We start from the raw sequence: 26,084 nt of genomic DNA, 5'->3' as shown, positions 1-26,084 counted from the left end.
CGGTCCTTCCGGTGCGGTGAGCGGAGTGGAGAGCCCCTGGCTGAGGTGCGGGACATCACAGCTCTGCCTCAGTGGGCCTCGATCGGGAGGACGTAGCCGTGCAGCGCCTTCTTCAGCTCGGCGATCAGGGCGTTCCGCTCGGCTCCCTGTGCCGTCACGATGGGCGGCATCATGGCCACGACGATGCGCACCGCCACCATGGCGGCGAGGTTCCGTTCGGCGGCGGGCAGCCGGGGGGAACGGGCTCCGATGATAGCCGCTACCCTGTCGACCACCGCCTGTTGCAGCGGACGCGCCGCCCCTTGCAAACGGGCCGGCAGGTCGGTGTTCGCCATCAGTGCCTTCGCGCCCGGGTTTGCCAGGTTGAACGCGATGAGCGGGTCCACCATCCGATCGATCAGCTCGTGCAACGTCAGGTCGGTGACCTGCGCCAGGTCGAACGCCGAGGAGTGCGCGGCCCGCATCTGCTCTAGCAGCCGGGCGGAGAGCGCCTCCGCGATCGCCTCCTTGTTCGGGAAGAACTGATACAGCGAACCGGGCGAGATGCCGGCACGGGCGGCGATGGCGTTGGTACTCGTCCCCTCGTACCCGTTCTGTGCAAACAGGGCGAGCGCCGCGTCGAGGATGTCGGCGATCCGCTGCCGCCCCCGCGCCTGCCGCTTGACCGAATGCGCCTCAGTCACCCGTACCCCTTCACGTTGCGGACAGTGCCTTGACTAATGCGAGTGGTCGCTCGTATTGTCAAAATACGGGCGACCGCTCGTGTTTTGACGCTAGCAGAGGACCGTGCATGTCACCACTGCACCGGCTGGGCGCGTACATTGCCCGCCATCGTCGGCTCACGCTCGTCACCGGTCTGATCGTGACCCTGGCGTTTGCCGCTGTCGGGGCCGGCGCCATGGGCGTCCTGGTGCTCAGCCGTTGGGAGGCGCCCGGCACCGAGTCGGTTCACGCCCAGGAGGTGCTGCGCCGGGACTTCGACACCGGTAACGCGAACCTCATCCTGCTGATCACCGCCCACAGCGGCACCGTAGACGACCCGGCGACCCGCGCCGCCGCTCAGCAACTCTCCGACGACCTGCGGAGCCGGCCACTCGTCGCCGACGTGTGGTCGTACTGGACGGAGGGGGGTGACCCGATGCTGCGCGGCTCGGACGGCCGGCAGGCGCTGGTCCTCGCCCACGTCGAAGGCGACGCCACGACCGCGCGCGCGGAGATCAGGGAACGGCTGCTGCCCGCATTCACGCGCACCTCAGAGACGATCCACGTGCAGGTGGCCGGCGCGGAGGCGGCGTCCGCCCAGATAAGCCAGCAGGCGACGATGGACTTCGTTCGAGCGGAGATACTGATCATTCCCCTGATGGTCATCCTGCTGTTCGCGCTGTACCGGCGGGTACGGCTGGCCCTGCTCACCCTCGGCATCGGACTGTTCGCCGTGTTCGGCACCCTGGCCGGGCTCCGACTGCTGGCCGGAGTCACCGAGGTGTCGACGTTCGCCGCCAACATCACGCTGGTCATGGGCATCGGTCTCGGCGTCGACTACAGCCTCTTCGTCATCGCGCGGTTCCGCGAAGAACTGGCCGCCGGCGCGCGGACACCAGACGCGGTGGCGACGACGGTCCGCACCGCCGGCCGTACCGTCATCTTCAGCGGGCTCACGGTCGCCGCCTCCCTGTCGGCGCTGCTCGTGTTCCCGTACCCCTTCCTGCGCTCCTTCGCCTACGCGGGCGTCCTGGTCGTCGCGATGGCGGTGCTCGGCTCGCTGACCCTGCTGCCCGGGGCGCTCGCCGTGCTCGGCCCCCGGGCGATGCCCCGCGGCGCATCGCCCGGCGCGGCCAGTGGCCGGCGCTGGTACGGCTTCGGTGCCCGCGTGATGCGACGGCCGCTGCTGTTCGGCACCGCCGGGCTCGTCCTGATCGCGGTGCTCGGCGCGCCGACGCTGGGGCTACGGATCGGCCTGCCCGACGACCGGGTGTTGCCGCCGTCGGCGTCCACCCGCCAGGCGTACGACGAGCTACGGGCCAACTTCGCCCAGGAGGCGAACGACGCCATTCACATCCTCGCCCCAGCCGGACGCCCGGACGCCAGGGCCGCCGACTACGCCGTCCGACTCTCGCGCATCGACGGCATCGCGCAGGTCAACTCGGCCGTCGGCGTCTTCGTCGACGGTACGCTGGCACGCCCGGCACCGAAACCAGAACGGCTGACCAGTGCCACGGGCACCCGTCTGGAGGCGATCCCGACCCGCCACGTGCTCGCCGGCACCGAGGCCTCCGAACTCGTCGAGCGGATCCGGGCCGAGCCGGCGCCGTTCGAGCGCGTGCTGGTCGGCGGGTACCCGGCCGAGTTGACCGACTTCCGCTCCACCTTGATGGAACGGGTGCCGCTGGTCGCCGCGCTGATCCTCGCCATCACGTTCGTGCTGCTGTTCCTGATGTCGGGCAGTCTGCTCATCCCGGTCAAGGCCACCGTGCTGAACCTGCTCAGCCTCTCCGTCATGTTCGGCGCGCTGGTGTTCGTCTTCCAAGAAGGAGCGTTCTCGTCACTGCTCGGCTTCACGCCGATCGGCACTCTCGACCCCGCCTTCCCGATCCTGATGTTCTGCGTCGCCTACGGACTATCCATGGACTACGAGGTGTTCATGCTCTCCCGGATCAAGGAGCGGTACGAGGCCACCGGCGACAACACCCGAGCGGTGCTGGAGGGGTTGCAGCGTAGTGCTCCCCTGATCACCTCTGCCGCCGTCATCCTGGCCGTGTCATTCTCCCTCTACGCCACCGGCAGGGTCATGTACCTCCAGATGATCGGCATCGGCATCGCGATCGCGATCCTGATCGACGCGACCATCATCCGCGCCATGCTGGTGCCGGCATTCATGCGCCTCGCCGGGCGAGCCAACTGGTGGGCCCCCGCCCCGCTGCGACGACTCCAACGCCGGCTCGACCCGCACGCCTCTATCCCACCAGCCACTGTCGTGGATCCCCGGTCGGAACGGACCTCCGCGACCACCGGGTGACTCCGGTTCTTGTCCGGATGCAACCGACCGACCACTGAGAAACCACGACGGCCACTGGCCGGAGCTCCGACGTTCGGCGCCCCGGCCAGCAGAAGATCTGTCGGTCAGCGGCGCCAGAAGACCGAACACACACTCATCGGCAGATCAAAATGTGAGTCGAAGAAGGCGTCGTCCGACGGCCACGACGAGCAGGTCGAGGCTGCGGCCCTCGGCGCTCGGTGACGCCGAAGCCTTCGCTGGGCCGCCCTTGCTCACGTCCAGGTGCTCACTTCAATGAGGTGCCTGGGCCCAGGCGTACGAGCCTGTACCGTTCGGAAACTCGGCTGTAGGTGCTGACGTGCGGTTTTGTCCGCTGCGGGATCGATGGATGGCGGCATGCTTCCGGTCATGATCCTTTCGTTACCGAGACCGCCTGCCGTCGGGCCGGTGCCCTGGATGTCCGCCGCTGCGATCTGGACGTGGGGCAGTGCCTGGTCCTACACCCCACCACCTGATCCACGGGGCGCCGCCCGATAGCCCCACCTCGCCTGTTGATACGTCAGGCTTCATCCCACTACAGCCTTTTGTGGCATTTGGCGGCTTTACACCGTGTTGGCATAGATACACTCCGAGCTGAGGCCTTTGGGGGGTCTTCGTCGCCCGGCAGTGCGTCAGCTGATCCTGCGCGCTCTGAATCTTGCCGGGGGGATCTTGATTGCTGGGGGAAGTCTGTGTCGGTCATTCGTTTAGCTCGCGCGTGTCGTACGCGCCGTCGGTCCACCGCGATGTTCATGGCGGGGGCCGTCGTCGCCACGACGATCATCGTCGGGGTCGTCGGCGCACCGGCGTGGGCCCAGACCACGGTTCCGTTGGGTACCGCCGAGACCTACGGGGTGTTGGCCGGTCAGGCGGTCACCGACGTCCCGCCCCCAGTCGGGCCTTCGGTCATCAACGGGGACCTGGGTGTCTGGCCCGGTACGTCGGTCACCGGCTCGCCCGTCGTGAACGGCGAGGTACACGTCGGTGACACCGAGGCGATGCAGGCCCAGGCCGATCTGACCACGGCGTACAACTTCGCCGCGGCGGAGCCCACGACCAGCACGGTGACCGCCGACCTCGGCGGTCAGACCCTGGTCACCGGGGTGTACACGTCACCCGCCACCATGTCTCTGACCGGCACCGTCACGTTGGACGGGCAGAACGATCCGAACTCGGTCTTCATCTTCCAGGCGGGGTCCGACCTGATCACCGCGGTTGACAGCCGGGTCAGCCTGATCAACGGCGCCCAGGCTTGCAACGTCTTCTGGCAGGTCAGCAGTTCGGCGACGCTGAACACCAGGACCGTCTTCGCCGGAACCATTCTGGCGCTGCAATCGGCGACGCTGGGTGAGGGAGCCACCGTCGCCGGACGGGTCCTTGCCCGCAACGGCGCCGTCACGCTGATCCACAACACGATCACGCGACCGTTCTGTGCCGCGGCCGTCGCCCCGCCGACCATCTCGAAGGCTTTCGGGGATGCGACCATCCCGTCGGGCGGCACGACCTCGCTGGGTTTCACTCTGACCAACCCGAACGCGGGTACGGTCCTGACCGGGGTCACTTTCACCGACGCGCTGCCCGCCGGACTCGTGGTGACTACGCCCAGCGGCCTGACGGGTTCGTGTGGTGGTGGCACGATCACCGCGACTGCTGGCGGCGGCACCATCAGCCTGACCGGTGCGACCCTTCCGGCTGGCGGAAGCTGCACTTTCTCGGTGAATGTCACCGGCACCACCAGCGGAACCAAGGTCAACACGAGTAGCCCGGTCGACTCCAACGAAAGCGGCCCCGGCGCTGCTGCCTCCGCGACCGTCACGGTCGCACCGGCGGTCGTCGCGCCACCGACGATCGCCAAGGCGTTCGACGACGCGACCATCCCGTCCGGCGGCACGACAGCACTGGGTTTCACTCTGACCAACCCCAACGTGAACACGCCACTGACCGGGGTCACTTTCACCGACGCGCTGCCCGCCGGGCTGGTCGTCGCCACTCCCAACGGCCTGACGGGCTCGTGCGGCGGCGGCACGATCACCGCGACCGCTGGCGGCGGCACCATCAGCCTGACCGGTGCGACCCTTCCGGCTGGCGGAAGCTGCACCTTCTCGGTGAACGTCACCGGCACCACCAGCGGAACCAAGGTCAACACGAGTAGCCCGGTCGACTCCAACGAAAGCGGCCCCGGCGCCGCTGCCTCCGCGACCGTCACGGTCGCACCGACGGTCGTCGCCCCACCGACGATCGCTAAGGCGTTCGACGACGCGACCATCCCGTCCGGCGGCACGACCTCGCTGGGTTTCACTCTGACCAACCCGAACGCGGGTACGGTCCTGACCGGGGTCACTTTCACCGACGCGCTGCCCGCCGGGCTGGTCGTCGCCACTCCCAATGGCCTGACGGGTTCGTGTGGCGGTGGCACGATCACCGCGACCGCTGGCGGCGGCACCATCAGCCTGACCGGTGCGACCCTTCCGGCTGGCGGAAGCTGCACTTTCTCGGTGAACGTCACCGGCACCACCAGCGGAACCAAGGTCAACACGAGTAGCCCGGTCGACTCCAACGAAAGCGGCCCCGGCGCTGCTGCCTCCGCGACCGTCACGGTCGCACCGGCGGTCGTCGCCCCACCGACGATCGCTAAGGCGTTCGACGACGCGACCATCCCCGCCAACGGGACGACAGCACTGAGTTTCACCCTCAGCAACCCCAACGCGGGTACGGTCCTGACCGGGGTCACTTTCACCGACGCGCTGCCCGCCGGGCTGGTCGTCGCTACCCCCAATGGCCTCACCGGTTCGTGCGGTGGCGGCACGATCACCGCGACCGCTGGCGGTGGCACCATCAGCCTGACCGGTGCGACCCTTCCGGCTGGCGGAAGCTGCACTTTCTCGGTGAACGTCACCGGCACCACCAGCGGAACCAAGGTCAACACGAGTAGCCCGGTCGACTCCAACGAAAGCGGCCCCGGCGCCGTCGCGTCGGCAAGCGTCACGGTTGCCGTCGTCACGCCACCGACGATCGCCAAGGCATTCGGGGCGACGACCATCGCCGCCGACGGGACGACGTCACTGAGTTTCACCCTCAGCAACCCCAACGTGAACACGCCACTGACCGGGGTCACCTTCACCGACGCACTGCCCGCCGGGCTGGTCGTCGCCACTCCCAATGGCCTGACGGGTTCGTGTGGCGGTGGCACGATCACCGCGACCGCTGGCGGCGGCACCATCAGCCTGACCGGTGCGACCCTTCCGGCTGGCGGAAGCTGTACTTTCTCGGTGAACGTCACCGGCACCACCAGCGGAACCAAGGTCAACACGAGCGGTCCGGTGGACTCCAACGAAAGCGGCCCGGGTACCCCCGCCGCGGCAAGCGTCACGGTCAGCGTTGCGGCAGCACCGACGTTCGCCAAAGCCTTCGCGGATGGCACCGTCCCGCTCAACGGGACGACGGCGCTGGGCTTCACCCTCACCAACCCCAACCTGAACACGACGCTGACTGGTGTCAGCTTCGTCGACAACCTCCCTGCGGGACTGGTGGTCGCCACTCCCAACGCCGCGCGGACCGACTGCGCCGCCGGCACGATCGTCGCTACTGCCGGCAGCAGCAGCATCAGCCTGTTCGGCGCGACCCTGCCGGCCGGTACGACCTGCACGGTGTCGGTGAACGTCACCGGCACGACCACTGGGACGAAGGTCAATACGACGGCTCCCATCACCTCGGTCCAGAGCGGCCCGGGTGCCCCCGCCTCGGCGAGTGTCGCGGTCGGCCCGGCGGTCGTCGCGGCGCCGACCATCTCGAAGGCATTCGGGGATGCGACCATCCCGGCGGGCGGGACGACAGCGGTGAGCTTCACCCTCAGCAACCCCAACTCGGGTACGGCGTTGACCGGGGTCACCTTCACGGACGCGCTACCCGCGGGGCTGGTGGTCGCCACTCCCAACGGCCTGACGGGCTCGTGCGGCGGTGGCACGATCACCGCGACCGCGGGCAGCGGCACCATCAGCCTGACCGGTGCGACCTTGCCGGCCAACGGAAGCTGCACCTTCTCGGTGAACGTCACCGGCACCACCAGCGGGACGAAGGTCAACACGAGCGGTCCGGTGGACTCAAACGAGAGCGGCCCGGGTGCTACTGCCTCGGCGACCGTCACGGTCGGGGCTGTGGCGGCACCGACGATCGTCAAGGCATTCAGGGATTCCACCATCTCCATCAACGGGACGACGGCGCTGGGCTTCACCCTGACCAACCCGAACGCGAACACGGCGCTGACCAGTGTCGGCTTCGTCGACAACCTTCCTACGGGACTGGTGGTCGCCACTCCCAACGCCACCCAGACGGATTGCGCCGCGGGCACGATTGTCGCGGCTCCCGGTAGCAACAGCATCACCCTGGCCGGGGCGAGCCTGCCGGCCAACGGGAGTTGCACGGTGTCGGTGAACGTCACCGGCAAGACCTCCGGGACGAAGGTCAATACGACGACCGCCACCTCGGTCGAGAGCGGGCCGGGCTCTCCCGCCTCGGCGAGCATCACGGTCCGCAAGCGCATCCTGCCCGTCACCGGGGCCCGGAGCGCAAGCTACGCCACCGTCGCCCTGACCATCATCGGCCTCGGCGCGGTGCTCATCGTGACGAGCCACGGGCTGTCCCGGCGTAGGCGCCACACCGCCTAGCCCGCGAAGCGGTTCGGAACTGGCGGATCTCGGCGCTTGTGCGGAACAGACTGTTGTTCCGCACAAGCGCCGAATCCGCGTACGTCGATTGGGTTGGTCAGGGGCGCAGGGCGGGGACGACATGGCTGTGCTGCCCCGGGCCGGCGACGACGAAGCCGCGCAGCGGCCCGCTCGGCGAGGTGCCGCCGGGTGCCGCCCGGCGGCGCTTGCGCGGGTAGCTGGTCTCCCGGCTAGTAGTGCTTTATCACTTTTTGGTACGCCAAAATCGCCACCCAGACCGTCGCCGACGAATACTTCGCCGTCACCCAGAAGGTCGAAGCCCTTTATCAGCAAGGCAAACCACTACCCGCCGACACCATCGGACCCCGAATGGCCCGCCTGCGACGCGAGCCACCGCCTCCTCGGCAACGGCTACTGCACCCGCCCACCCGAGCTGGACTGCGCCTTCGAAGCGATCTGCGAAGCCTGCACGTTCTTCCAGACCAGCATCGCGTTCCGGCCTGTCCTGCAACGCCAACGCGAGCACGCCGCCGAACACGATCAAGCACACCGCGTGGACCTGTTCGACCGACTCCTCACCCGCATCGACCACCACGTCATGATCAGCTTGACAAGGATTACCTGCATAATGTCGATGAGCGCGCGTCATGCGCCTAGCCGTTTTCCTTTTTGATCGCTTCGCGTACGGCCGGGACGATTTCCCTGGCCCAGCCGCCAGGGAGACGAAGTCCTCGCGCCGCCACTGGCTGAGAAGAGTGTGAATCCCGATGCGCCGTGCTCAAGCACGGCGCCGGTCCTGGAAATCGCCCGTCAACTCGGCAGACGTGGCATCACCGTCCTGGCGAGCGCCCGCACTCAGGAAGTCAGCGAGAAAGCGTGCGTCCACCTCGGCGAGAACCGCGTCGCCGCAGTTCCGCGGGCGGGGCGGCGGGGTGTTGGGGCGTTCGCGCGACCGCGATGAGGTTGGTGCTGGTTGTGGTGGTGTCGTACTCGGGCAGGGCGTGTTGCAGGTTGGCGTGGATCCAGGCGGGCCGCAACGCCGACGGGGGCTGGGGTAGGGGATCCAGTGTCTTCCTGATGTGACCTGGGCCACTTTTGTGGTCTTCCGTTGGGTTGACGCTCGGTTGCCGCTCGGTCATCCGTGACATTCCCGAACCGCCCGGACCTGCCGACTCTCGCGGATTCGGGCCTCCCTGTTCCGCCGGGCTCGACCCGGTGTGCCCACTGCTGCCTGCCGGTGTATCCCTGTCATGTCGGTCACTACTGTTAGCGTCCCCTACGTCGTCGATCGTGGGCGATTTCCTATTAAATCTGGCTAATTCTCCACTACGGAGGGTATTCCTGATGGGCTGGCTACCGGTGGGAGACTCGTACGAGATCTCCCTTGTGGACGGAAGGGTGGCGGCTCGATCCACCGGCCTGCGCGCCACCGGCCGCCCACTCAAAACCCTGCCGAAGGCGTTGCGCGACGACCCGGAGGTAGATCGGCTACGCCAGCTGGCCCAGTGGCTGGACCGGCACGCCGCCGAATGCCTGGCCCGGATCGACGCCTGGGTGGTGTCCTCGCTGCCGGTGCCGACCGGGCTGCTGGCCCGGGTCTGGCCGGATCCGGGCTGGCAGGACGCGCTGCGCGACCTCGTGGTGCTCGGCGACGACCCGGCCGAGCCGGGCTTCCTGCGGGACGTCACCGACACCGGTGACCTGCGCGTGGTCAACCTCGACGGCGAAACCGTCCGGCTCTCGCCAGCCAGCGCCACACTGCCCCACCCGGTGCGCCTGCCCGACCTGACCGACCTGCGCGAGTTTGCTGACGAACTGGACATCACCCAGCGCATCGAGCAACTGCACCGAGGCATTTGGAGCAAACCCACTGACCTGAAGGACCGCGACACCACGATCACCGATTTTCGCGGGACCGCGGTCCCCAACCGGCTGGCCGCCCGGGCCGCCACACTCGGCTTCCGGGTCTCCGGCTCGCAGATCAGGTGCCGGGTCTGGGAGGCCGGCCGCACGGTCGAGGCCGCCATGTGGTTCAACGAGGACTACTGGGATTCCGAGGCGACGCTGGGCGCCCTCTCCTGGTCGGTCGTTGACGGACCGACGCTGCGGTTGACCGAGATCGGCCCGGTCGCATGGTCGGAAGGAATGCGGATGGCGACAGCCCTGTCTGGCGCCGTGACCAAAACGGGGGAGAAGGCGTGACCGGGATGACGACCCCGTCGAGCGAGCATTCGGCCGGAAGCCTGCTGGCCGCCGGCGCGGTACTGCCGACCAACACCGCCGGGGCCGGCGACGGGGCGGTGCCGCTCACCGCCCGCGCCTACCGGCACCCGGCCCTCGGCGACCGGCTGGTGGTCCGCGTGGTCGACGCCGTACTCGGAGAGGGCGAGGACATAGCCGTCAGCTTCCTGGGCCTGGCAACGGCTGCCGATCCGGCCGTCGTCGGGCTGGGCCCGCGCCGCCCGCTGGCGTTCCCGGAATGGGTGCTGGTACACCACCCGGAAGACGGCCGGCACGCGTTGGCGGCGGTGCCGGAGTTGCGCAAGCTCGCCAAACAGGCACGGTCACGGCCGAAGGCCGCCCTGGATGGACACCAGACCATCGCCGACCGGTTCGCCCGTTCGCTGCCGCACTTCCTGCCGACCTTCTTCGAGCAGGCGGCGCGGGTGTTCCTCGCGGCGGGGCAGGACACCTATGCGACGCAGTTGTTGAACAAGGCACGCAAGGCGGAGGCGCAGCACGGCCTGCCGGTCGACCTGAACCGGCTGGACGAGATCTACCTGGAGTTCGCGGCGGCCAAAGTGGTGTCTGCGACGGGGTTGGCCGGCTACGCGAAGGAGCTCTCCGCCCAGTTGCCGGCCGACGAGGCGCTGGACCGGTTCTGCCGGCTGGCGCTGCGAGCCGCGGCGGCCGGTGTGGTTCCGTCCGCGCAGTCGGCCAACGCGGTGAAGCGGCTGGCCCGGGCCGCCCAGGCCGGTAAGGCCGGCGCGATCACCGATCGTGAGGCGGCCTACCTGACCGAGCTGCTCCGGTTGCCGGTGGCCGCCGAGGCGCCGGCCGGCTGGTGGAAGACACACCTGCCGGCGGTGAAGACGCTGGCCGGCCGCGACCCCGCGGTCCGGGGAAGCCTGCTCGACCTGATGCCCGCCGACCGAGACAACCTGGTCACCTGGCTGGCCCTGTTGTCCGACACCGGCGCGCTCGCCGGACTGTCCGACCCGGACGTGCCGGAGACGGCCCGGCCACAGGACGGCTCTGTCGGCTGGCTACGCCGCATCGTGAGCCGAGCCACCTCCGGCCACGACCGCCGCCGATTGCCGCAGCTGTACCCGCTCGTCGAGAAGATGGCCGACCGACTGCGCACCGAACTGGCCGACAGCGGCGAGACCTTCGCCGCCGACTGCGACCTCGACCTGTGCGACCTGCTAATCGTCCTCGACGTGCCGGTGGCCGCGCCAAAGCGCGACTCCCTCAACCTGGAGCATTGGGTCAATACCGAGGGAGAACGCGATCTGCTGGCCCTAACCGGCGACGACCGGTTCATCGGGGCTTTGCGCCGGGGCCTCGACCAGCTCGACGGCAAGCCACACCCACTGCGCCGGATGGCCGACACGCCGGGCATCCGGCCATTGCTGACCGACTGGCTGCGGGACCGGATCCGCCACCGGTTCACCACCGGGCTGCCGTACCTGCGCGAGGCGGTGGACTGGCTGGGCAAACTCCCGGTCGAGGCGGTGCGCCTGGTCTCCGACGACCTCTTCCTGCCCAGCGATCATGGTAAGGGCGGCGACCTCGGGCAGGCCCTCGGCGTCGACCTCGCCGAGCACGTCGCCCGCAGCCTGCGCGGCGGGATCATCGAAGAGTTGGGCTGGCCAGAGTGGGAGCTTGCCTGGCAGGAGGTGACCGGCGGCGACCACCGGGTCGAGTGGGCCTGGCAGGAAGCCTGGCCGTACGTGATCGTGGGCGGGCCGACCACCGTACGCGTGCTCGGCGCGGAGGGCATCGTGCTCCGCCACGACCTGCGCATCCCGGCCGGCGACATGTGGGGTCAGCCCAGCTACCACTACGTCGACGGCCAACTGTTGGTCTACTGGCGCTCCAAGTCGCACGGCTACAACCCGCGCGGCTACTGGCACTCCTCGCCTGACGAGCCACAGCCCATCCACGACGGCCAGCGGCAGGCGAACTGGATCACCCTGCCGTTGCCCGGTGGCGGTCGGACCACCGGCGACGGTGTGCTGCACGCCGGTGACATCGTGGTCCCGTCGCAGCGGCCGGTGATCACCGACGGCACCTCCCACTGGGTTTTCAGACACAGCGCGGACGACGGCGGGAACGGCTGGCGCGAGTACGACCCGGCCAGCAACACCCACGGCCGGCGCAGCCTGCCCCGGTTCCTGGCCGACCTCCCGGTCCACGGAAGTGACCTACGGGAGTCGGACAGCTGGCTGCGGCCAGCCCTGTCGGACCGGGCCACCCCGGCTGCCGTTCCGGTGGAGGGTCTAATCGGCTGGCGGGTGGTCACCCTGCCGGACGGCTCGGTACGCGGCGAGGACCTGGCCGGTCGTACCGTCACCGTGGCCCCGGGACAGGAGCCGATCGCGGCACTGGTGCTGCCCGGCGACGACCGACCTCGAGCCGTCCTCAAGGGTTTTGTCCTGGTCGATCCGGACGGGGTGGTGTCGGCCGCCGCCGGCCCGCCGTCCAGCCGGGCCTACACCTCCAGTGCGGTCCCGCAGCCGGGACAGGCGTTCCTCGGCAACATGTCGCCTCGGGATCCGGCCGGATCCGCCGCCCTACGCCGGACGGACCGGGACACCGCCGCCGCGCTGTTCAAGGTCGCCCTCGACGAACGCCGCGCCGCCCTGGCCGAGGAGGCCGCCCGGGTCGCAGCCCGGTTGGCGTCCCGCTCCGGAGCGACCGGAGCTTCGCACGCCGCCACCGGCCTTCCGGCCGCCGTCGCGGCCGTTGTGGTCGGTGCACCGACCGCCGGCTCCGGACCAGCCACTACCAGCGCCACCGCCGACGGGGACGAGAAGGACGCGCTGGTCGAGCTGGTCCGCTCGACGTTGCCGGCGGTCAGCCACGACGGGGTGCTGGCCGGGGTGGCCGGAGTGCTGCGGCTCGCCGCCCGGGTCCGCACCGACCTGGACCAGGTGACCGAGCGGCTCGCCGCGTCGCTGTTCGCGCCGAAGACGGCGCCGCCGGTGGTTACCGCGAGCGGACCCACCGACGAGCAGCTCGGGGCGGCGCTGGACGGGCTGCGTGGCTCGGCTTACGGGGCGGGCAGCTCGCCTCACGCCTTCACCCAGTTTCAGGCGATCGCCACCCGACGGACCGCCACCGCCGGAACCGAACCCGCCGTACGGCTGCACGTCGACGGACCGTCGCTGCCGAGCGCCCTGGACTGGTTGCCCCTGCTCGACGGTGTCGCGGCCGTCGCCTACCGGGCGGTCGCGGCGGTCACCCCGGACGAACACCGGGAGACGCTGCGTGCCCTGCTCACCGCGTTCGACCGGCTTGACCTGAGCGGGGCGGCCGAACCGCTTCGGTGGCGCCGGTTCACGCTGCACCTGCTCGACGACGACCTGACCAAGCCCGACGGGACGCGCCGGTACCCCGGGCCGGGCATCCTGCCGGTCTCGGACGGGGCGTTCATCGCCGTCCTCAACGTTGGCGGCACGTCGACCGGTTACACCCTCGGCGCGTTGTACCACGATCCGGCCGGTGTGTTCGCCGTGCCCGAGCCGTACACGGTGCAGTCCTCGGCGTCGGTCGATGACGGCCGGGTGGCCGGCTGGCTGGCCGGTTTCCGTACCGAGTGGGCCGCGCGCGGGCCACTACCGTGGCGGCCGGAAGTGGCCGAGTCGTTCGCCGAACTGACCGGCGTCACCCCCACCGCCGCGAAGCTGGTGCTGGCCGGCCTGCCCTACGTCGACTCGTCGAATACCGTGCCGATCGAGCTGCGCAAGGCTCTCGGGATCAAGCAGGTAGGCGAGGTCAAGCTGGCCTTCGGCATGCTGAACGAGGCCGGCCCGGAGCTCCGACGGGCCGTGGTCTCGGCGCTGCTGCCGGACGCCCCGGCCCGGTTGTGGACCGATGGTCCGGACGTGGCCGCCGCCGCGGCGGTCTGGAACGCCGCCCTGGGACGCCGGGTGGTGGTGCCCGAACAGCTACTCGCCCAGGCGGTCCGCGCGATCCGTTCCGGCTGGGGACCCGCTCAGGCGTTGCCGGCGCTGCTCGACCCGACCCGTTCGGTCGAGTTGAGCACCGACCTGACCTTCCGGATCAGAGGTGACCGGGCCCAAAAGGTCGACGACCGGGCAGTGGGCTTCACCGGTGAGGTGCTGCGCTCCACGGTCGCCCTGGCCGCCTGGGTAGCCCACCACACGCCAGCCGGCGACCCGTGCCGCGCTGCGCTGCCGGCCGCGCTGGCCACGATCCGGGATCGGCTGAGTAACCGCGACCTGCTGCTCGACCTTGACCAGTACATCCCCCTGCCCGAGTTCCGCCAGGTGGCGGGCACCCCGTCGGAGACCGGCCCCGGCTGGGAACGGTACGGCGCCATCGTCCTGGCCACTCACGACAGCCAACCATCCCCGGCGCTGCGGCCAGACCTGCTCGACGCCGACGGGACAGACCCGTACCTGCCCGCACTGCGGGGCGACGCGGCCAAGCCGTACCCGATGGAGGTGGCGCTGCGCCTGGTCCGCGACCCGCGGTTCGCGGCGCTGCTCGGCGATCCGGGCGAGCCGGGCGGCGGCGCGCGGGCGGCGGTCGGGACGTGGTGGCCGCAGGATCCGACCCGGTCGGTGCCCGACCTGGTCACCGAGGTGGCTGGGGAACACCGCCTGGGCATCGACGCGGCGGCGCTGTACCTGATGCTGCTGGCCATGCCGGACCCGACCGACCGCAACACGGCGAAGTGGACCGGTTGGAAGCCGGCTCGGCTGAACGCGGCTCGCGCGGAGCTGGCCGGCACCGACCTGGTCATCGCGGCCAGCCGGTCCCGGGCCGGCCGGTCGCTGTTCCTGCCCGGTCGGTGGCTGGAGCGCGGCAGCGGGCAGGCGCCGATCGAGGGCTGGAAGGTCGCGCTGTTCGACCTCGCACCCGACGGTACCGCCGGGCTCGGCGTGACCGTGCCGTTCGAACCGGTTGCCGATCTCTACCGACGGGCCTGGCAACGCATCCGCGACGGCGACCAACCCCGGCTCGACAACCTGCCTGTCGGCGGCACCCGCCGCTGACGCCGATCCCGCGAGGCGGTGCATCCGCGACAACCGACCCGGCCGTCTCGGCACCGTCCCACCACCGTCCCCTTTCCCAAACGTCCCATCCGAACCACAGAGAGATCGAGGAATCTCGTGACCGTGACGAAACACGTCCGCCCCACCGCGGTGCCGGAGACCGCCTCCCAGGTCCTCTCCGCCGAACAGCGGTACGCCGATGAGCTGGCCTTCCTGGCCGCGTACGACGGCGGGGCCCGACCACCGGGCTGGGCGCTGACCCCGCGCGCCGTGGTCACCTTCGTTCAGGGCAGCGACGGCGAGGCATTGAAGTTGCCCGCCGACCGGCGTACCGGTCCGGACGGCACCGAACTGCCGGCCAGCATGACCATCCCGGCGAAGTTCGTCGGTGAGCGGAGTTTGGTCGAGCGGTGTGTGGTCACCCTCGCCGGTGAGCGCGGGCTGCTGCTGGTCGGCGAGCCAGGTACCGCCAAGTCAATGCTGTCCGAACTGCTGGCCGCCGCCGTCTGCGGCACCAGCGCGCTGACCGTGCAGGGCACCGCCGGCACCACCGAGGACGCCTTCCGGTACGGCTGGAACTACGCCCTGCTGCTCGCCCAGGGCCCGACCCCGCAGGCGCTGGTCGACTCGCCGGTGCTGACCGCGATGCGCACCGGCCAGGTGGTTCGGATCGAGGAGATCACCCGCTGCCTGCCCGAGGTCCAGGACGCGTTGGTGTCCATCCTGTCCGACCGGCGGATGAACGTGCCGGAGCTGGTCGGCACCGACGCCGGCCTGATCCGCGCGATGCCCGGGTTCAGCGTGATCGCCACCGCGAACCTGCGAGACCGGGGCGTGTCGGAGATGTCCTCGGCACTCAAACGCCGGTTCAACTTCGAGACCATCCACCCGATCTCCGACGTGGACACCGAGACCGACCTGGTTCGCCGGCAGGCCACCGCCGCCGTGCAGCGCGCTGGCGCGGCGTACACGGTCGACGACGCGGTGCTGGACGCTCTGGTCACCGTGTTCCGGGACCTGCGTTCCGGCCGGTCGGGCGAGAACTGGGACGTGGAACGGCCCGGCACCGTGATGTCAACCGCCGAGGCCGTGCAGGTCGCGGTGTCGCTCGGCCTGGCCGCCGCGTACCTGCCCGGCGGGGACGCGCTCGACCTGGTACCGGGGCACCTGCTCGGCGTGGTCCGCAAGGACGACGAGAACGACCACGCCCGGCTGCTCGGCTACTGGGACGGCCCGGTGCGCCGCCGCGCCGAGGACGGCTCGGCGATGTGGCGCCGGCTTTGGGACCTGCGGGAGAACCTGCGGTGACGACCGTTTCCAGCACGTCGAGCGGTGCGGCTGCCCCGACCGCCGCCCCGCCCACCGTCGATCCGACACGCCACGACCCGCGAGCCGTGGTCGACACGCTCGCCAGTTCGGTCCGGCCGTACCTGATCGGGGTGCGGCACCACAGCCCGGCCCTCGCGGCGATGGTCCCGACACTGCTCGACGCTGCCGGGGCCGAGGTGGTCTGTGTCGAATTGCCGGCCGACTTCCAGCACTGGCTGCCGTACCTGTCCGACCCCGCCGCCCGGGCCCCGCTGGCCCTGGTCGGCAGCCATGGCGCGGACGGGCCGATGGGCTTCTACCCGTTCGCCGACTTCTCGCCGGAACTGGCCGCGATCCGCTGGGCCCGGCAGCGCGGCGTCGAGGTGGTCTGCTGCGACCTGCCGCTGGCCGACCCTGGCTGGACTGCGGAAGCCGCCGACACGGCCACCGACACCGACACCGACACGGCCACTGACACCGACCCGACCGCCGGTCGCGATCCCGTCCCGGACGCCGGTGAACCGGTGTCCGGCCCACGCCGGTCCGGCTACGCCGCCGCACTCAGCGCCAGCAGCACCGGCCGGGACGGCGACGACCTGTGGGACCGGGTGGTCGAGGTGCGTGCCCCGGGCAGTCCGCCCGAGGCGGTCCGCCGGGCGGCCCTCGGCGTCGGCTGGGCGATGCGTGCCGACAGCGCCCGCGGCGATGGCGTGCCGGCCCGAGACCTGGCGCGTGAGCGGCACATGCGCCGGGTGCTGGCTGAGGCAGGCTCAACCGGCCGGCGGGTCGCCGCCGTCATCGGCGCCTTCCATGCCTCAGCCATGCTCGCTGCCGCGCCGACCGACGTCGACGGGCCGGCGCGGGCCGTCAGCACGGTCGGCGGCGATCCGCCGTCGACCGCCGCGTCCAACCAGACCGTCGCCGTCCGGTCCGGTCTGGTCCGTTCCGTGACGACCCAGACCCGGCCAGCCAGCACCGACGGCGCCGATGGCACGGCGACAACCTCGTTGGTGCCGTACGCGTTCGACCTGCTCGACTCCCGTTCCGGCTACCCGGCCGGGATCCGCGACCCGCGCTGGCAGCAGTCCGTCTTCACCGCCGCCGGCGACCCGGAACGGATCCGGGTCGCCACCGCCCGGGCGGTCACCGACCTGTGCCGGGAACTCCGCTCGGCCGGCCACTCTGCCGGGACCGGCGAGGCTGCCGAGACCGTACGGCTGGCCGACGACCTGGCCCGGCTGCGGGACCTGCCCGCCCCCGGCCGGGGCGAGGTGATCGAGGCGGTGACCACCGTGCTCGGCCAGGGTGAACTGCTCGGCCGCGGTCGAGCGCTGGCCACGGCGCTGGAGACCGTGCTGGTCGGTGCCGAGCGGGGCCGCATCGCCCCCGGTACGCCCCGGTCCGGGCTCGGCCCCGCAGTCGAGGCGGAACTCGCCGCGCTGCGGCTGCCCAACCCGGACAGCCCGAAGCCCCGCGAGTTTCGGTTGGACCCGCTGCGCACCGAACTGGACGGGCGGCGGGAGATCATGCTGCAACGCCTCCAGCTCTGCGGCGTCGGCTACGGCGAGCCGATCGCGGTCTCCGGCACCGGTGACGGTGCCGCCCTGACCACCCGCTGGCAACTGGCCTGGACGCCGTCAGTGGCGGCGCGGCTGGACCTGGTCGGCGTACGCGGGGTGACCGCGGCGTTGGCGGCGGCCGGCACCCTGCGGGAGCGGTTCCGCCGGGAGGTCGCTGACGGCGGCCCCACCGCCGCGCAACTGCTCACCGGGCTACGTGACGCCGCCCGCTGCGACCTGCCCGAGCTGGTCACCGACCGGCTCGAACTGGCCGCCGAGGTGCTGCCGGACACCGGCACGCTGCCCGAGTTGCTGGCCGCACTGGACCTGCTGGAGGCGCTGCGCCGGGAACACCTGCCCGGCACCACCGCCGCCGGCCGAGCCCGGACGGCCGAACTAGCCGTCGTGCTGCTGGACGCGGCGGTCCGCGGACTGCCTGGCCTGGCCGGCAGCGATGCCCCGGCCGACGCCGCCGCGCTGGTCGACCTCGCGGTCCGGGCCGGCGAGGAACGGATCGGTATCCGCTTGGACGAGGCTCTCGGTCACCTGAGCCGGACCGGTTCATCGCTGATCCAGGGCGCCGCCCTGGCCGCCCGAGTGCTGCTCGACCTGACCGATCTGGAAACTCTGGGCACCCGCGTGGCCGGTTGGGTCGACGCGGCGACCGGACCGGACACCCGACGGCACCTGCGCGGGCTGCTCGGTGGTCTGCTCACTGCGGCACACCCGCTGCTGCAGGCCACCCCGGCCGCGCTGGACCCGCTGCTGGAGCGGATCGAGCGGCTCACCGACACCGAGTTCCTGGACCGACTGCCGGCGCTGCGTGGCGGGTTCGACGCGCTCACCCCGGCGGCCCGGGAACGGCTGCTGCACGCCGTCTCCGGCCGGCTGGCCGATCGGCTCGACTTGACCCTGCCGGCCTCGCCCGAACTGCTGGCCCACTGGGCCGCCGCCGACATGGCTGGTCGGGCCGCGCTGGTCGCCCGCAACATCCCGATCCCGGGCCCCGCGACCGGCTTCGCCGATGCCCCCGCCGGCACCGATACCCCTGCGGGTACCGCTGCCGGCGCCGACGCCGAACCCGGGTCGGACCCGCCGGCCGCTCGGCTCACCCCTACGGACCGGTGGCGGCTGCTACTCGGCCGTCAATCCGACCGGTTGTCAGCCGACACCCGCCGCTACGCTCGCGCCCTCGACGAGCTGTATGGGGCGGGCCAGGGCGAGGGCGCCATCGACCTCGGCCCGGCGGCCGGCGGTGGCCAGGAAGCCTCCTTCCCGACCGCGCGCGAGTGGGCCGATGAACTCGAGGCGCTGTTCGGCACCGCGGTACGTGAAGAGGTGATCGCCCGGGCAGCCGAGAACGGCCGTACCGATGTGCTCACCGAACTCGACCCGGCCTCGGTACGCCCCTCCATGGAGCTGCTGACCTCAGTGCTGTCGCTGGCCGGTGGCCTGCCCGAGGCGCATTTGGCCAAGCTACGGCCACTGGTCCGGCGGCTGGTCGTCGAGCTGACCAAGCAGTTGGCCACCCAGATGCGTCCGGCGTTGACCGGGCTGACCAACCCGCGTCCGTCCCGCCGTCCCGGCGGCCGGATCAACCTCGCCCGGACGCTGCGGGCCAACCTGGCGCACACCCAACGGCTCGACGACGGCCGGACGGTGGTGGTGCCGCAACACCCGGTCTTCAACAGCCGAGTCCGCAAGGAGGCCGACTGGCGGCTGGTGCTGGTGGTCGACGTGTCCGGCTCGATGGAGGCATCCGTGGTGTGGTCCGCGTTGACCGCCGCCGTACTGGCCGGGGTGCCCACCCTGTCCACCCACTTCCTCGCCTTCTCCACCATGGTGGTCGACCTGACCGACCGAGTCGACGACCCGCTGTCGCTGCTGCTGGAGGTACGGGTCGGCGGCGGTACGCACATCGCCGCCGGACTGGCCGCCGCCCGCTCGCTGGTGACCGTGCCAAGCCGCACCATCGTCGCGGTGGTCAGCGACTTCGAGGAGGGCTACCCGCTGGCCGGGCTGCTTGGCGAGGTTCGCACGCTGGCCAGTTCCGGTGTACATCTGCTCGGCTGCGCCGCGCTGAACGACAGGGGAGTGCCCTGCTACTCGGTACCGGTCGCCGAGCAGCTCGTCGCGGCCGGGATGCCGGTCGCCGCTCTCAGCCCGCTCGAACTCGCCCGCTGGGTGGGCGACCGCGTACGCGGAGGATCACGTTGACGCAACGCACGCCCACCGCCACAGACGCCGACCGGTTGCCGCCGGTGCTGCCGAGGGTCGCCGCCGCGGCGGTGGCGGCCCTGCCACCTCGGCTGCACAAGCGGCTGGACGCCACCATCGAACGGCTGGCCGGTGTACCGGCGGACCAGGTCGACGGCGGCGTATCGGTCGACTGCGGCCCCGAGGCCCGGGTCACCCTGACGCCCGGGCCGACCGGCGCGGTCACCCACCCACACCAGGCGTGGTGTAGCTGCCTGCTGGCGCCCCGCTGCCTGCACCGGACCGCGGTCCTGGTCGCCTGTCCGGTCGCCGACCCGGCAGCCCACCCCGATCCAACGTCCAGCACCGGCGCATCGTCCACTCCGGGCGGTACCGGCGCGGCCACAGGGCGGACCGGCAGGCCCGGGCGCACCGGAAGATCGGCTGACGCGGACGGGCCGCGCTCCGCCCGTACCGGCCGGAGCGCGGCGCCGACGAAGGCGCAACGGGCCGCCGCTGACGCGCTGTGGCGAGCCGCTGGCGCGGTGCTCGCGGCCGGCGCGCCAGCCGCTGGTGCGGTGCCCCAAGCCGAACTGCTGCGCGCCGCGCACAGTGCCCGGCTGGCCGGACTACCGCGAGCCGAGAGCGCCGCGCTGCGCGCCGTACGCGGCCTGCGCGCCCACCGGGAACGACAAGCCGGACACCGGCTGGCCGAACTGGTCGAGGCGCTGCACGACCTGCTGTACGTGGCCGGCCGGCTGGCCGCCGGCGACCCCGATCCAGCGCTGATCGGCATCCTCCGGCGGTCCTACCAGCCGGACGGCACACTGGAGGTCTACGGCGTCTGCCGGGAACCGGTGATCAGCGCGACCGGGTACGCCGGAGTGGTCACCCACCTGATCGCGGCCGACGGGCGCCAGCTCTCCTTTGGCGACGTGAAACCGGGCGGCCCGGACCGGGCACGGGACTGCGACCGGGCAGTTACCGAGATGGGCGCGGTCGCGGTCAACCACGCGGTGCTGGCCCGCGGTGGCCTGCGGATCACCGGCACCACCGTCTCCCCCGACGGCCGGCTCGGTGCCGGCAAGGGAGTCCGGGCCACTCCGCTCAGCGATACCGACTGGTCTGTCGGCCCGCTGGCGGAGCTGTTCGCCCACCCGCTCGCCGAGGTGGTGACTGCCCAACTCGCCGCCGACGACCCGGAGGATCCGGCCCGCGCCGGGACCGCGCTGGTCGGCTGTGACCTGATGGTGGTCGGTGCCGTCGGTGACCAGGTGCTGGCCCGCGAGCTGGCCTCCGGCACCGATGCCGGACCGGACCGTGCACTGGTGCCGGATGGACCGGTGATCCGGCTGATGCCGGTCAACTCCCACCCGGTGCTCGCCCACGTGGCCAACCTACGACGGCTCGCCTCCTGGCCGGGCCTGCGGATCCGGGTGGTCGGCCGGCTGGACCCGGCCCGGCCCAGTACGTTGCACCCGCTCGCGGTCGGCCCGGTGCCCGGTGCCGTCGCGACGTTGCGGCTGCCAGTGGACTGGCACGGCCGGGCGGACCTCGGCTACGACCAGATCCAGGGCGGCCACCTGCCACCGCGCGATCGGGCCGCGATGACCGAACCGGTCCTCGCCGCCGGCGTTGATGTGGTCGCGGAGTCCCCGCTGTGGCGGCTCCGCCGGCTGGTGGAGCTGGCCGTCTCCGGCGGTCGGCGTGCCGTCGGCGAGGCGGCCCGCAGCGAGGGCGCCGAGCTGGCCGGTCCGCTGCGCCGGGCTGGTTTCACCACCGCCGCCACGGTGGCTGCCGCACTTGCCCACGAGTCCGACCGGCGTGGCCGGGACGTGTTCGGCCGACTCGCCGATCCCGACCCGGACCGGTACGCCTGGGCCTGGCTCGCCGCTACCGCCCACCTCGCCGCGACCGAGCGAGAGCTGATCCGGTCCTCCTGGGCCGTCGCACCCGTCGGCTGACCTGTAGTGACGGGCGTAGCGGTTGCGTGTTCGACGTAGGCGCTTACGTTGCCTGAAACGCCGCCGGGTGGCGAGGGACTCCTCGCCACCCGGACCGGCTCGGGCCGTGCCCGCGTTGGCGCCCAGGGCACGGGCGGGTCAGGGCTGCCCGAGGTACCGCGCGCGGCAGCGGGTCATCAGCAGCAACGCACCGAAGTGGCGGTGGACGTACCCGAGGCGGCGGGTTTCCCACCGGTCACGGCCGAGGTGCGCCGGTAGGTCGTCACCTGGGTATGGGCGGAGGTCGAGACAGACGCGGTTAGACCGGTCTCATCCTTGGCCGGCTGGCAGAGCACTCGGTTGCTCAGGGTCGGCCGGTGACGCCCCGGTCAGGCCGGCGACTCGCGGTCGAGTTGTTCGAGTTTGGCGAACCCGGTCCGCGCCGGCGTTGTTGATTTCCGCGAGGATCGTCGCCGCCTCTCGCCAGGTGGCGCGTGCTTCGACGGTCTGGCCGGTGAGCAGATGTAGGTCGCTCTACCTTCGCGAACGTGCGCGTTACCCGAAGAGGGAGACGGGGAGCACCCTTCGGTGCCCCCCGTCAGCTCCTTCACCTCACGATCTTGTGAAGGAGCGCGACGACCGCGATCCCTACCGACAGCCCGGCGATGTACCCCTCGCCTGCCACACCGGCGGTAATGCCAGTGCCGGCCCCAGCGAGGAGGATTACCACCCACCGCAACGACAGGAGCTGCGCGTGCGCCTCCTCTTCAGTTGTGTTTCTCCTGGGCATTTTCGCCCCCTTCTCTCGTCGTCTGCCACGGGGGAAGCTGACGACTGAGAGAAGGAGGCACCGGATGCCCTCCGGCTACATGCCTGGCTTCCAGGTTAGCGGAAGCAGCAAGCCTCCAGAAGGAACCGAGGTACTCGGGTCTGAAGCGGATGTATAGCCGCCAGCCACTGTCGGGGGGTCCGTTGTGTTGACTGGTCGGGAGACGCGTGGGGCCGGGGTCGGGGTCGGGTCTGCGGTCAGAGAGCCTGGGTGAGTTCGCTGAACGCCGTGGCGATGCGGAGCCTGGGTGGGGCGTCGAGCACCGCAGGGTGGACTGGGGAGGCGTCCGTCATGGAGACATTGAGGTGATCTCAACAGTGATTCGTGCCGGTTTTGGGCTGACACGGGCATCACGTCCATAACGGACGGTGTCGAGACAGGCGTGAGGCCCTCGGTAGACAGGTTCTTGCGACGGAATCTGATCTACCAGGAAGGACCCCAACGACGCCCTCGCCGGAGTCGCCACCGACGGCTGGTCACACGTGATCCTCGACGGAAAGCTCTTCGACACCGCGATGCCGGACACCAGCACGAGCTGACCTGCGCCTCGATGCGGTTCCGCACCTTGTCCAACGAGGCACGGGCACCGATGACGTGACCGGGCCCGCCTCTGGTGCAACGACCGCGGACGGTGGCGGATCATTGCCGCTGGTTGTACATCCCGGCAGGCGCAGCACGGTGAACCCCAACACGACACCGATGGCCGGCATCAGCGCCAAGACCGCCCTGCGTGACGCCGACAAACTTCGCCGAGCCCTCACTGCCATCGTCGATCCGGTTAGTGGCATAGGTGTGTACGAAACCGCAGTGCGGCACTATGTCAGCCGCGCCCGGGCCCTCTCACCCAAAACGCCACCAACGCCGCTCTCGCCACGGGAAGGAACCGGACCGGGTTCCGTGCCCTTCTCTGCATCGACACAGCCGTCCCCGCCCTGCGGCGCAGGATATTCGGGCTGTCAATCAAATTAGTGACACGCCGACCGACAACACCAGGGTCTGCCCGTCAAGGCCACCAGCCGGCGGAAGCCTTCGACGCCCAGGTAGATCGCGCCGCGCAGGTCCGAGCGGGCGGCGCCGAGTGGCGGTTCGGGTCAAGCCATTCAAGGTCATCGGGCGATGGGCCGTGAGTTCCTGGTCTTATTTCGGGAGACGAGCCCGGCATCTCTGGCGGCGCTGCGCTGTCGACGACTTGATAGCACGGCTTAGGTTGATCACCATTCCCTGTGATGTGGAATGAATTGCCATACCTTGACCTCCATCTAAGGGGCGGTATAGAGGATTCGACATCTGTCTTTCGATCCCGCCATTGAGTAATCTGATTCTCAATCGGTCACCATCGATCCCTTGTCGTGGGCGAGTGGACGGACGGGTGCCGATCGGAGGGAGGGGAGAATGAATCTCCCGAAAAGATCATTTGTGGTGGGCGCCGCCGCGATGCTGCTACTGGCGGCCGCCGCGCCGGCCGTGGCGGCCGAACCGGAGGGCGTTGTTCGTAGTGCCGGCGGTGCCACGGCTGTCGTCGACAGCTACATCGTGGTGTTCAAGGAGAGTGCGGTGAGCCGGGCACAGGTCGGCACCACGGCCAGCACACTTGCCAGCCAGCATGGCGGAGCGGTCGCCCGGACCTACTCCGCGGCACTGCGCGGCTTCGAGATCACGGCCGGCGCCAAGGCGGCGGCCAGGATCGCCGCGCACCCCGACGTCGCGTACGTCGAGCAGAACCACACGGTTCGCATCTCCGGGACGCAGCCGAACCCCCCGTCGTGGGGCCTGGACCGTGTCGACCAGCGCAACCTGCCGCTCGACAGCTCCTACACCTACCCGAACACCGCGACCAACGTGCACGCGTACATCATCGACACGGGCATCCTGTTCGCCCACAACGACTTCGGTGGCCGAGCCACCAGTGGCTACGACGCGGTCGACGGCGGCTCCGCCGACGACTGCAACGGGCACGGTACGCACGTCGCCGGCACCGTCGGCGGCTCCTCCTACGGCCTGGCCAAGGGCGTGCAGCTGGTCGGCGTACGGGTGCTCAACTGCTCCGGCAGCGGCACCAACGCTGGTGTGATCGGCGGCGTCGACTGGGTCACCGCGAACGCGATCAAGCCGGCCGTGGCGAACATGAGCCTCGGCGGCGGCGCGAACGCCTCGCTCGACACGGCGGTCCGCAACTCGATCAACTCGGGTGTGACCTACGGTCTCGCCGCGGGCAACGACAACGGCGGCAACGCCTGCAACACCTCGCCGGCCCGCACGGCAGAGGCGATCACGGTCGGCTCGACCACCAGCACCGACGCCCGGTCGTCCTTCTCCAACATCGGTACCTGCCTGGACATCTTCGCGCCCGGCTCGTCGATCACGTCGGCCTGGTACACCAGCAACACCGCGACCAACACGATCAGCGGCACCTCGATGGCCACCCCGCACGTGGTCGGCGCCGCCGCCCTGGTCGCGTCCGCGAACCCCACCTGGACCCCCCAGCAGGTCCGGGACTACCTGGTGAACAACGCGACCAACAACGTGGTGACCAACCCCGGCACCGGTTCCCCGAACAAGCTGCTCTACGTGGTCAACGACGGCACTCCACCGGCCAACGACTTCTCCGTCGGGGTGTCGCCGACGGCCGGCTCGACCGCGCCGGGCGGCTCGGTCAGTGCCACCGTGAGTACCGCGACCACCAGCGGCTCGGCGCAGTCGGTGAGCCTGTCGGCGAGCGGCCTGCCGAGCGGCGCCACCGCCTCGTTCAGCCCGGCCACGGTCACCTCGGGCGGCTCGTCCGCGCTCACCATCGCCACCTCGGCGAGCACTCCTTCCGGCACCTACAGTGTCAGTGTCACCGGCACCGGTACCGCGGGTACGCGCAGCGCCACGTACTCGTTGACGGTTACCGGCTCGGGTGGCGGCGGGTGCTCGGGCACCAACGGCACCGATGTGGCGATCCCGGACAGCAACACGGCGGTGACCAGCAGCATCGTTATCGCCGGCTGCAACCGTAACGCCTCCTCGGCGTCCACGGTCGCGGTCAACATCGTGCACACCTTCCGCGGCGACCTGATCATCGACCTGGTGGCGCCGGACGGTACGGCCTACCGGCTGAAGAACCAGAGTTTCTTCGACGGTGCCGACAACGTCAACACCACCTACACCGCGAATCTCTCCACCGAGGCGGCGAACGGCACCTGGCTGCTCCGGGTGCGAGACGTCTTCGCCGGTGACACCGGCTACATCAACACCTGGACCCTCACCCTCTGAGACGTGACAAAGGGCCCTTCCCGCTCCGATCTCCGGTGGCGGGAGGGGC

11 protein-coding genes are annotated in these 26,084 nt (G+C 70.6%); 9 read left to right on the top strand and 2 right to left on the bottom strand.

Annotated elements, in window-relative coordinates; all coding sequences use genetic code 11:
* Nucleotides 1-68 precede the first annotated feature (68 nt).
* A complete protein-coding gene (locus BDK92_RS04025; RefSeq protein WP_211349057.1) occupies nucleotides 69-683 on the bottom strand; it encodes a TetR/AcrR family transcriptional regulator in 615 nt (204 codons plus the stop codon).
* A gap of 107 nt (nucleotides 684-790) precedes the next feature.
* Between BDK92_RS04025 and BDK92_RS04020 the strand changes: the two genes are divergently transcribed.
* From BDK92_RS04020 to BDK92_RS38315, 8 genes are all read left to right on the top strand, one after another.
* Nucleotides 791-3,016 (top strand): MMPL family transporter, encoded by a 2,226-nt coding sequence (locus BDK92_RS04020; RefSeq protein ID WP_121154705.1) that lies wholly within the window; start codon nucleotides 791-793, stop codon nucleotides 3,014-3,016.
* Nucleotides 3,017-3,786: 770 nt separating this feature from the next.
* Nucleotides 3,787-7,698: an ice-binding family protein gene (locus tag BDK92_RS39555; RefSeq protein WP_211349056.1), complete on the top strand. Its 3,912-nt coding sequence runs from the start codon at nucleotides 3,787-3,789 to the stop codon at nucleotides 7,696-7,698.
* A gap of 1,344 nt (nucleotides 7,699-9,042) precedes the next feature.
* Nucleotides 9,043-9,900: a DUF4132 domain-containing protein gene (locus tag BDK92_RS04000; protein WP_121154703.1), complete on the top strand. Its 858-nt coding sequence runs from the start codon at nucleotides 9,043-9,045 to the stop codon at nucleotides 9,898-9,900.
* Complete coding sequence (locus BDK92_RS03995) at nucleotides 9,897-14,945, top strand: DNA-binding protein (RefSeq protein WP_121154701.1); 5,049 nt, start codon at nucleotides 9,897-9,899, stop codon at nucleotides 14,943-14,945. Before BDK92_RS04000 ends, BDK92_RS03995 begins: the two co-directional genes overlap by 4 nt.
* A 123-nt stretch (nucleotides 14,946-15,068) precedes the next feature.
* The gene (locus BDK92_RS03990; RefSeq protein WP_121161589.1) at nucleotides 15,069-16,253 is read left to right on the top strand and encodes an ATP-binding protein; all 1,185 of its coding nucleotides are present in this window, start codon (nucleotides 15,069-15,071) and stop codon (nucleotides 16,251-16,253) included.
* Nucleotides 16,250-20,029, top strand: a complete 3,780-nt coding sequence (locus BDK92_RS40075) for a DUF5682 family protein (protein WP_246016778.1) — start codon at nucleotides 16,250-16,252, stop codon at nucleotides 20,027-20,029. Before BDK92_RS03990 ends, BDK92_RS40075 begins: the two co-directional genes overlap by 4 nt.
* A complete protein-coding gene (locus BDK92_RS03980; protein WP_121154699.1) occupies nucleotides 20,026-21,972 on the top strand; it encodes a hypothetical protein in 1,947 nt (648 codons plus the stop codon). The genes BDK92_RS40075 and BDK92_RS03980 overlap by 4 nt, the downstream gene beginning before the upstream one ends.
* A 48-nt stretch (nucleotides 21,973-22,020) precedes the next feature.
* The gene (locus BDK92_RS38315) at nucleotides 22,021-22,230 is read left to right on the top strand and encodes a hypothetical protein (protein ID WP_147456895.1); all 210 of its coding nucleotides are present in this window, start codon (nucleotides 22,021-22,023) and stop codon (nucleotides 22,228-22,230) included.
* 328 nt (nucleotides 22,231-22,558) lie between these two features.
* Here BDK92_RS38315 and BDK92_RS39545 read toward each other — a convergent pair whose 3' ends face one another.
* Nucleotides 22,559-22,741 carry a hypothetical protein gene (locus tag BDK92_RS39545; RefSeq protein WP_121154697.1) on the bottom strand — a complete coding sequence of 61 codons (183 nt, stop codon included), beginning with the start codon at nucleotides 22,739-22,741 and terminating at the stop codon, nucleotides 22,559-22,561.
* A 1,431-nt stretch (nucleotides 22,742-24,172) separates the two neighbouring features.
* Here BDK92_RS39545 and BDK92_RS03965 point away from each other — a divergent pair.
* Nucleotides 24,173-26,035: a S8 family peptidase gene (locus BDK92_RS03965; RefSeq protein WP_121154695.1), complete on the top strand. Its 1,863-nt coding sequence runs from the start codon at nucleotides 24,173-24,175 to the stop codon at nucleotides 26,033-26,035.
* The last annotated feature ends 49 nt before the right edge of the window (nucleotides 26,036-26,084 follow it).

Origin of the sequence: Micromonospora pisi, assembly GCF_003633685.1 — a bacterium.
In the GTDB taxonomy this organism is placed as follows: domain Bacteria; phylum Actinomycetota; class Actinomycetes; order Mycobacteriales; family Micromonosporaceae; genus Micromonospora_G; species Micromonospora_G pisi.
The sequence above is the reverse complement of the archived record's forward strand: the minus strand, read 5'-3'. Positions and strand labels throughout refer to the sequence as shown.

What these genes read in the sequence shown, in the direction of transcription:
- BDK92_RS39545 (WP_121154697.1), bottom strand. Translation starts at nt 22,741, where the DNA reads ATGCCCAGGAGAAACACAACTGAAGAGGAGGCGCACGCGCAGCTCCTG.
- BDK92_RS04020 (WP_121154705.1), top strand. Translation starts at nt 791, where the DNA reads ATGTCACCACTGCACCGGCTGGGCGCGTACATTGCCCGCCATCGTCGG.
- BDK92_RS39555 (WP_211349056.1), top strand. Translation starts at nt 3,787, where the DNA reads ATGGCGGGGGCCGTCGTCGCCACGACGATCATCGTCGGGGTCGTCGGC.
- BDK92_RS03965 (WP_121154695.1), top strand. Translation starts at nt 24,173, where the DNA reads ATGAATCTCCCGAAAAGATCATTTGTGGTGGGCGCCGCCGCGATGCTG.
- BDK92_RS04000 (WP_121154703.1), top strand. Translation starts at nt 9,043, where the DNA reads ATGGGCTGGCTACCGGTGGGAGACTCGTACGAGATCTCCCTTGTGGAC.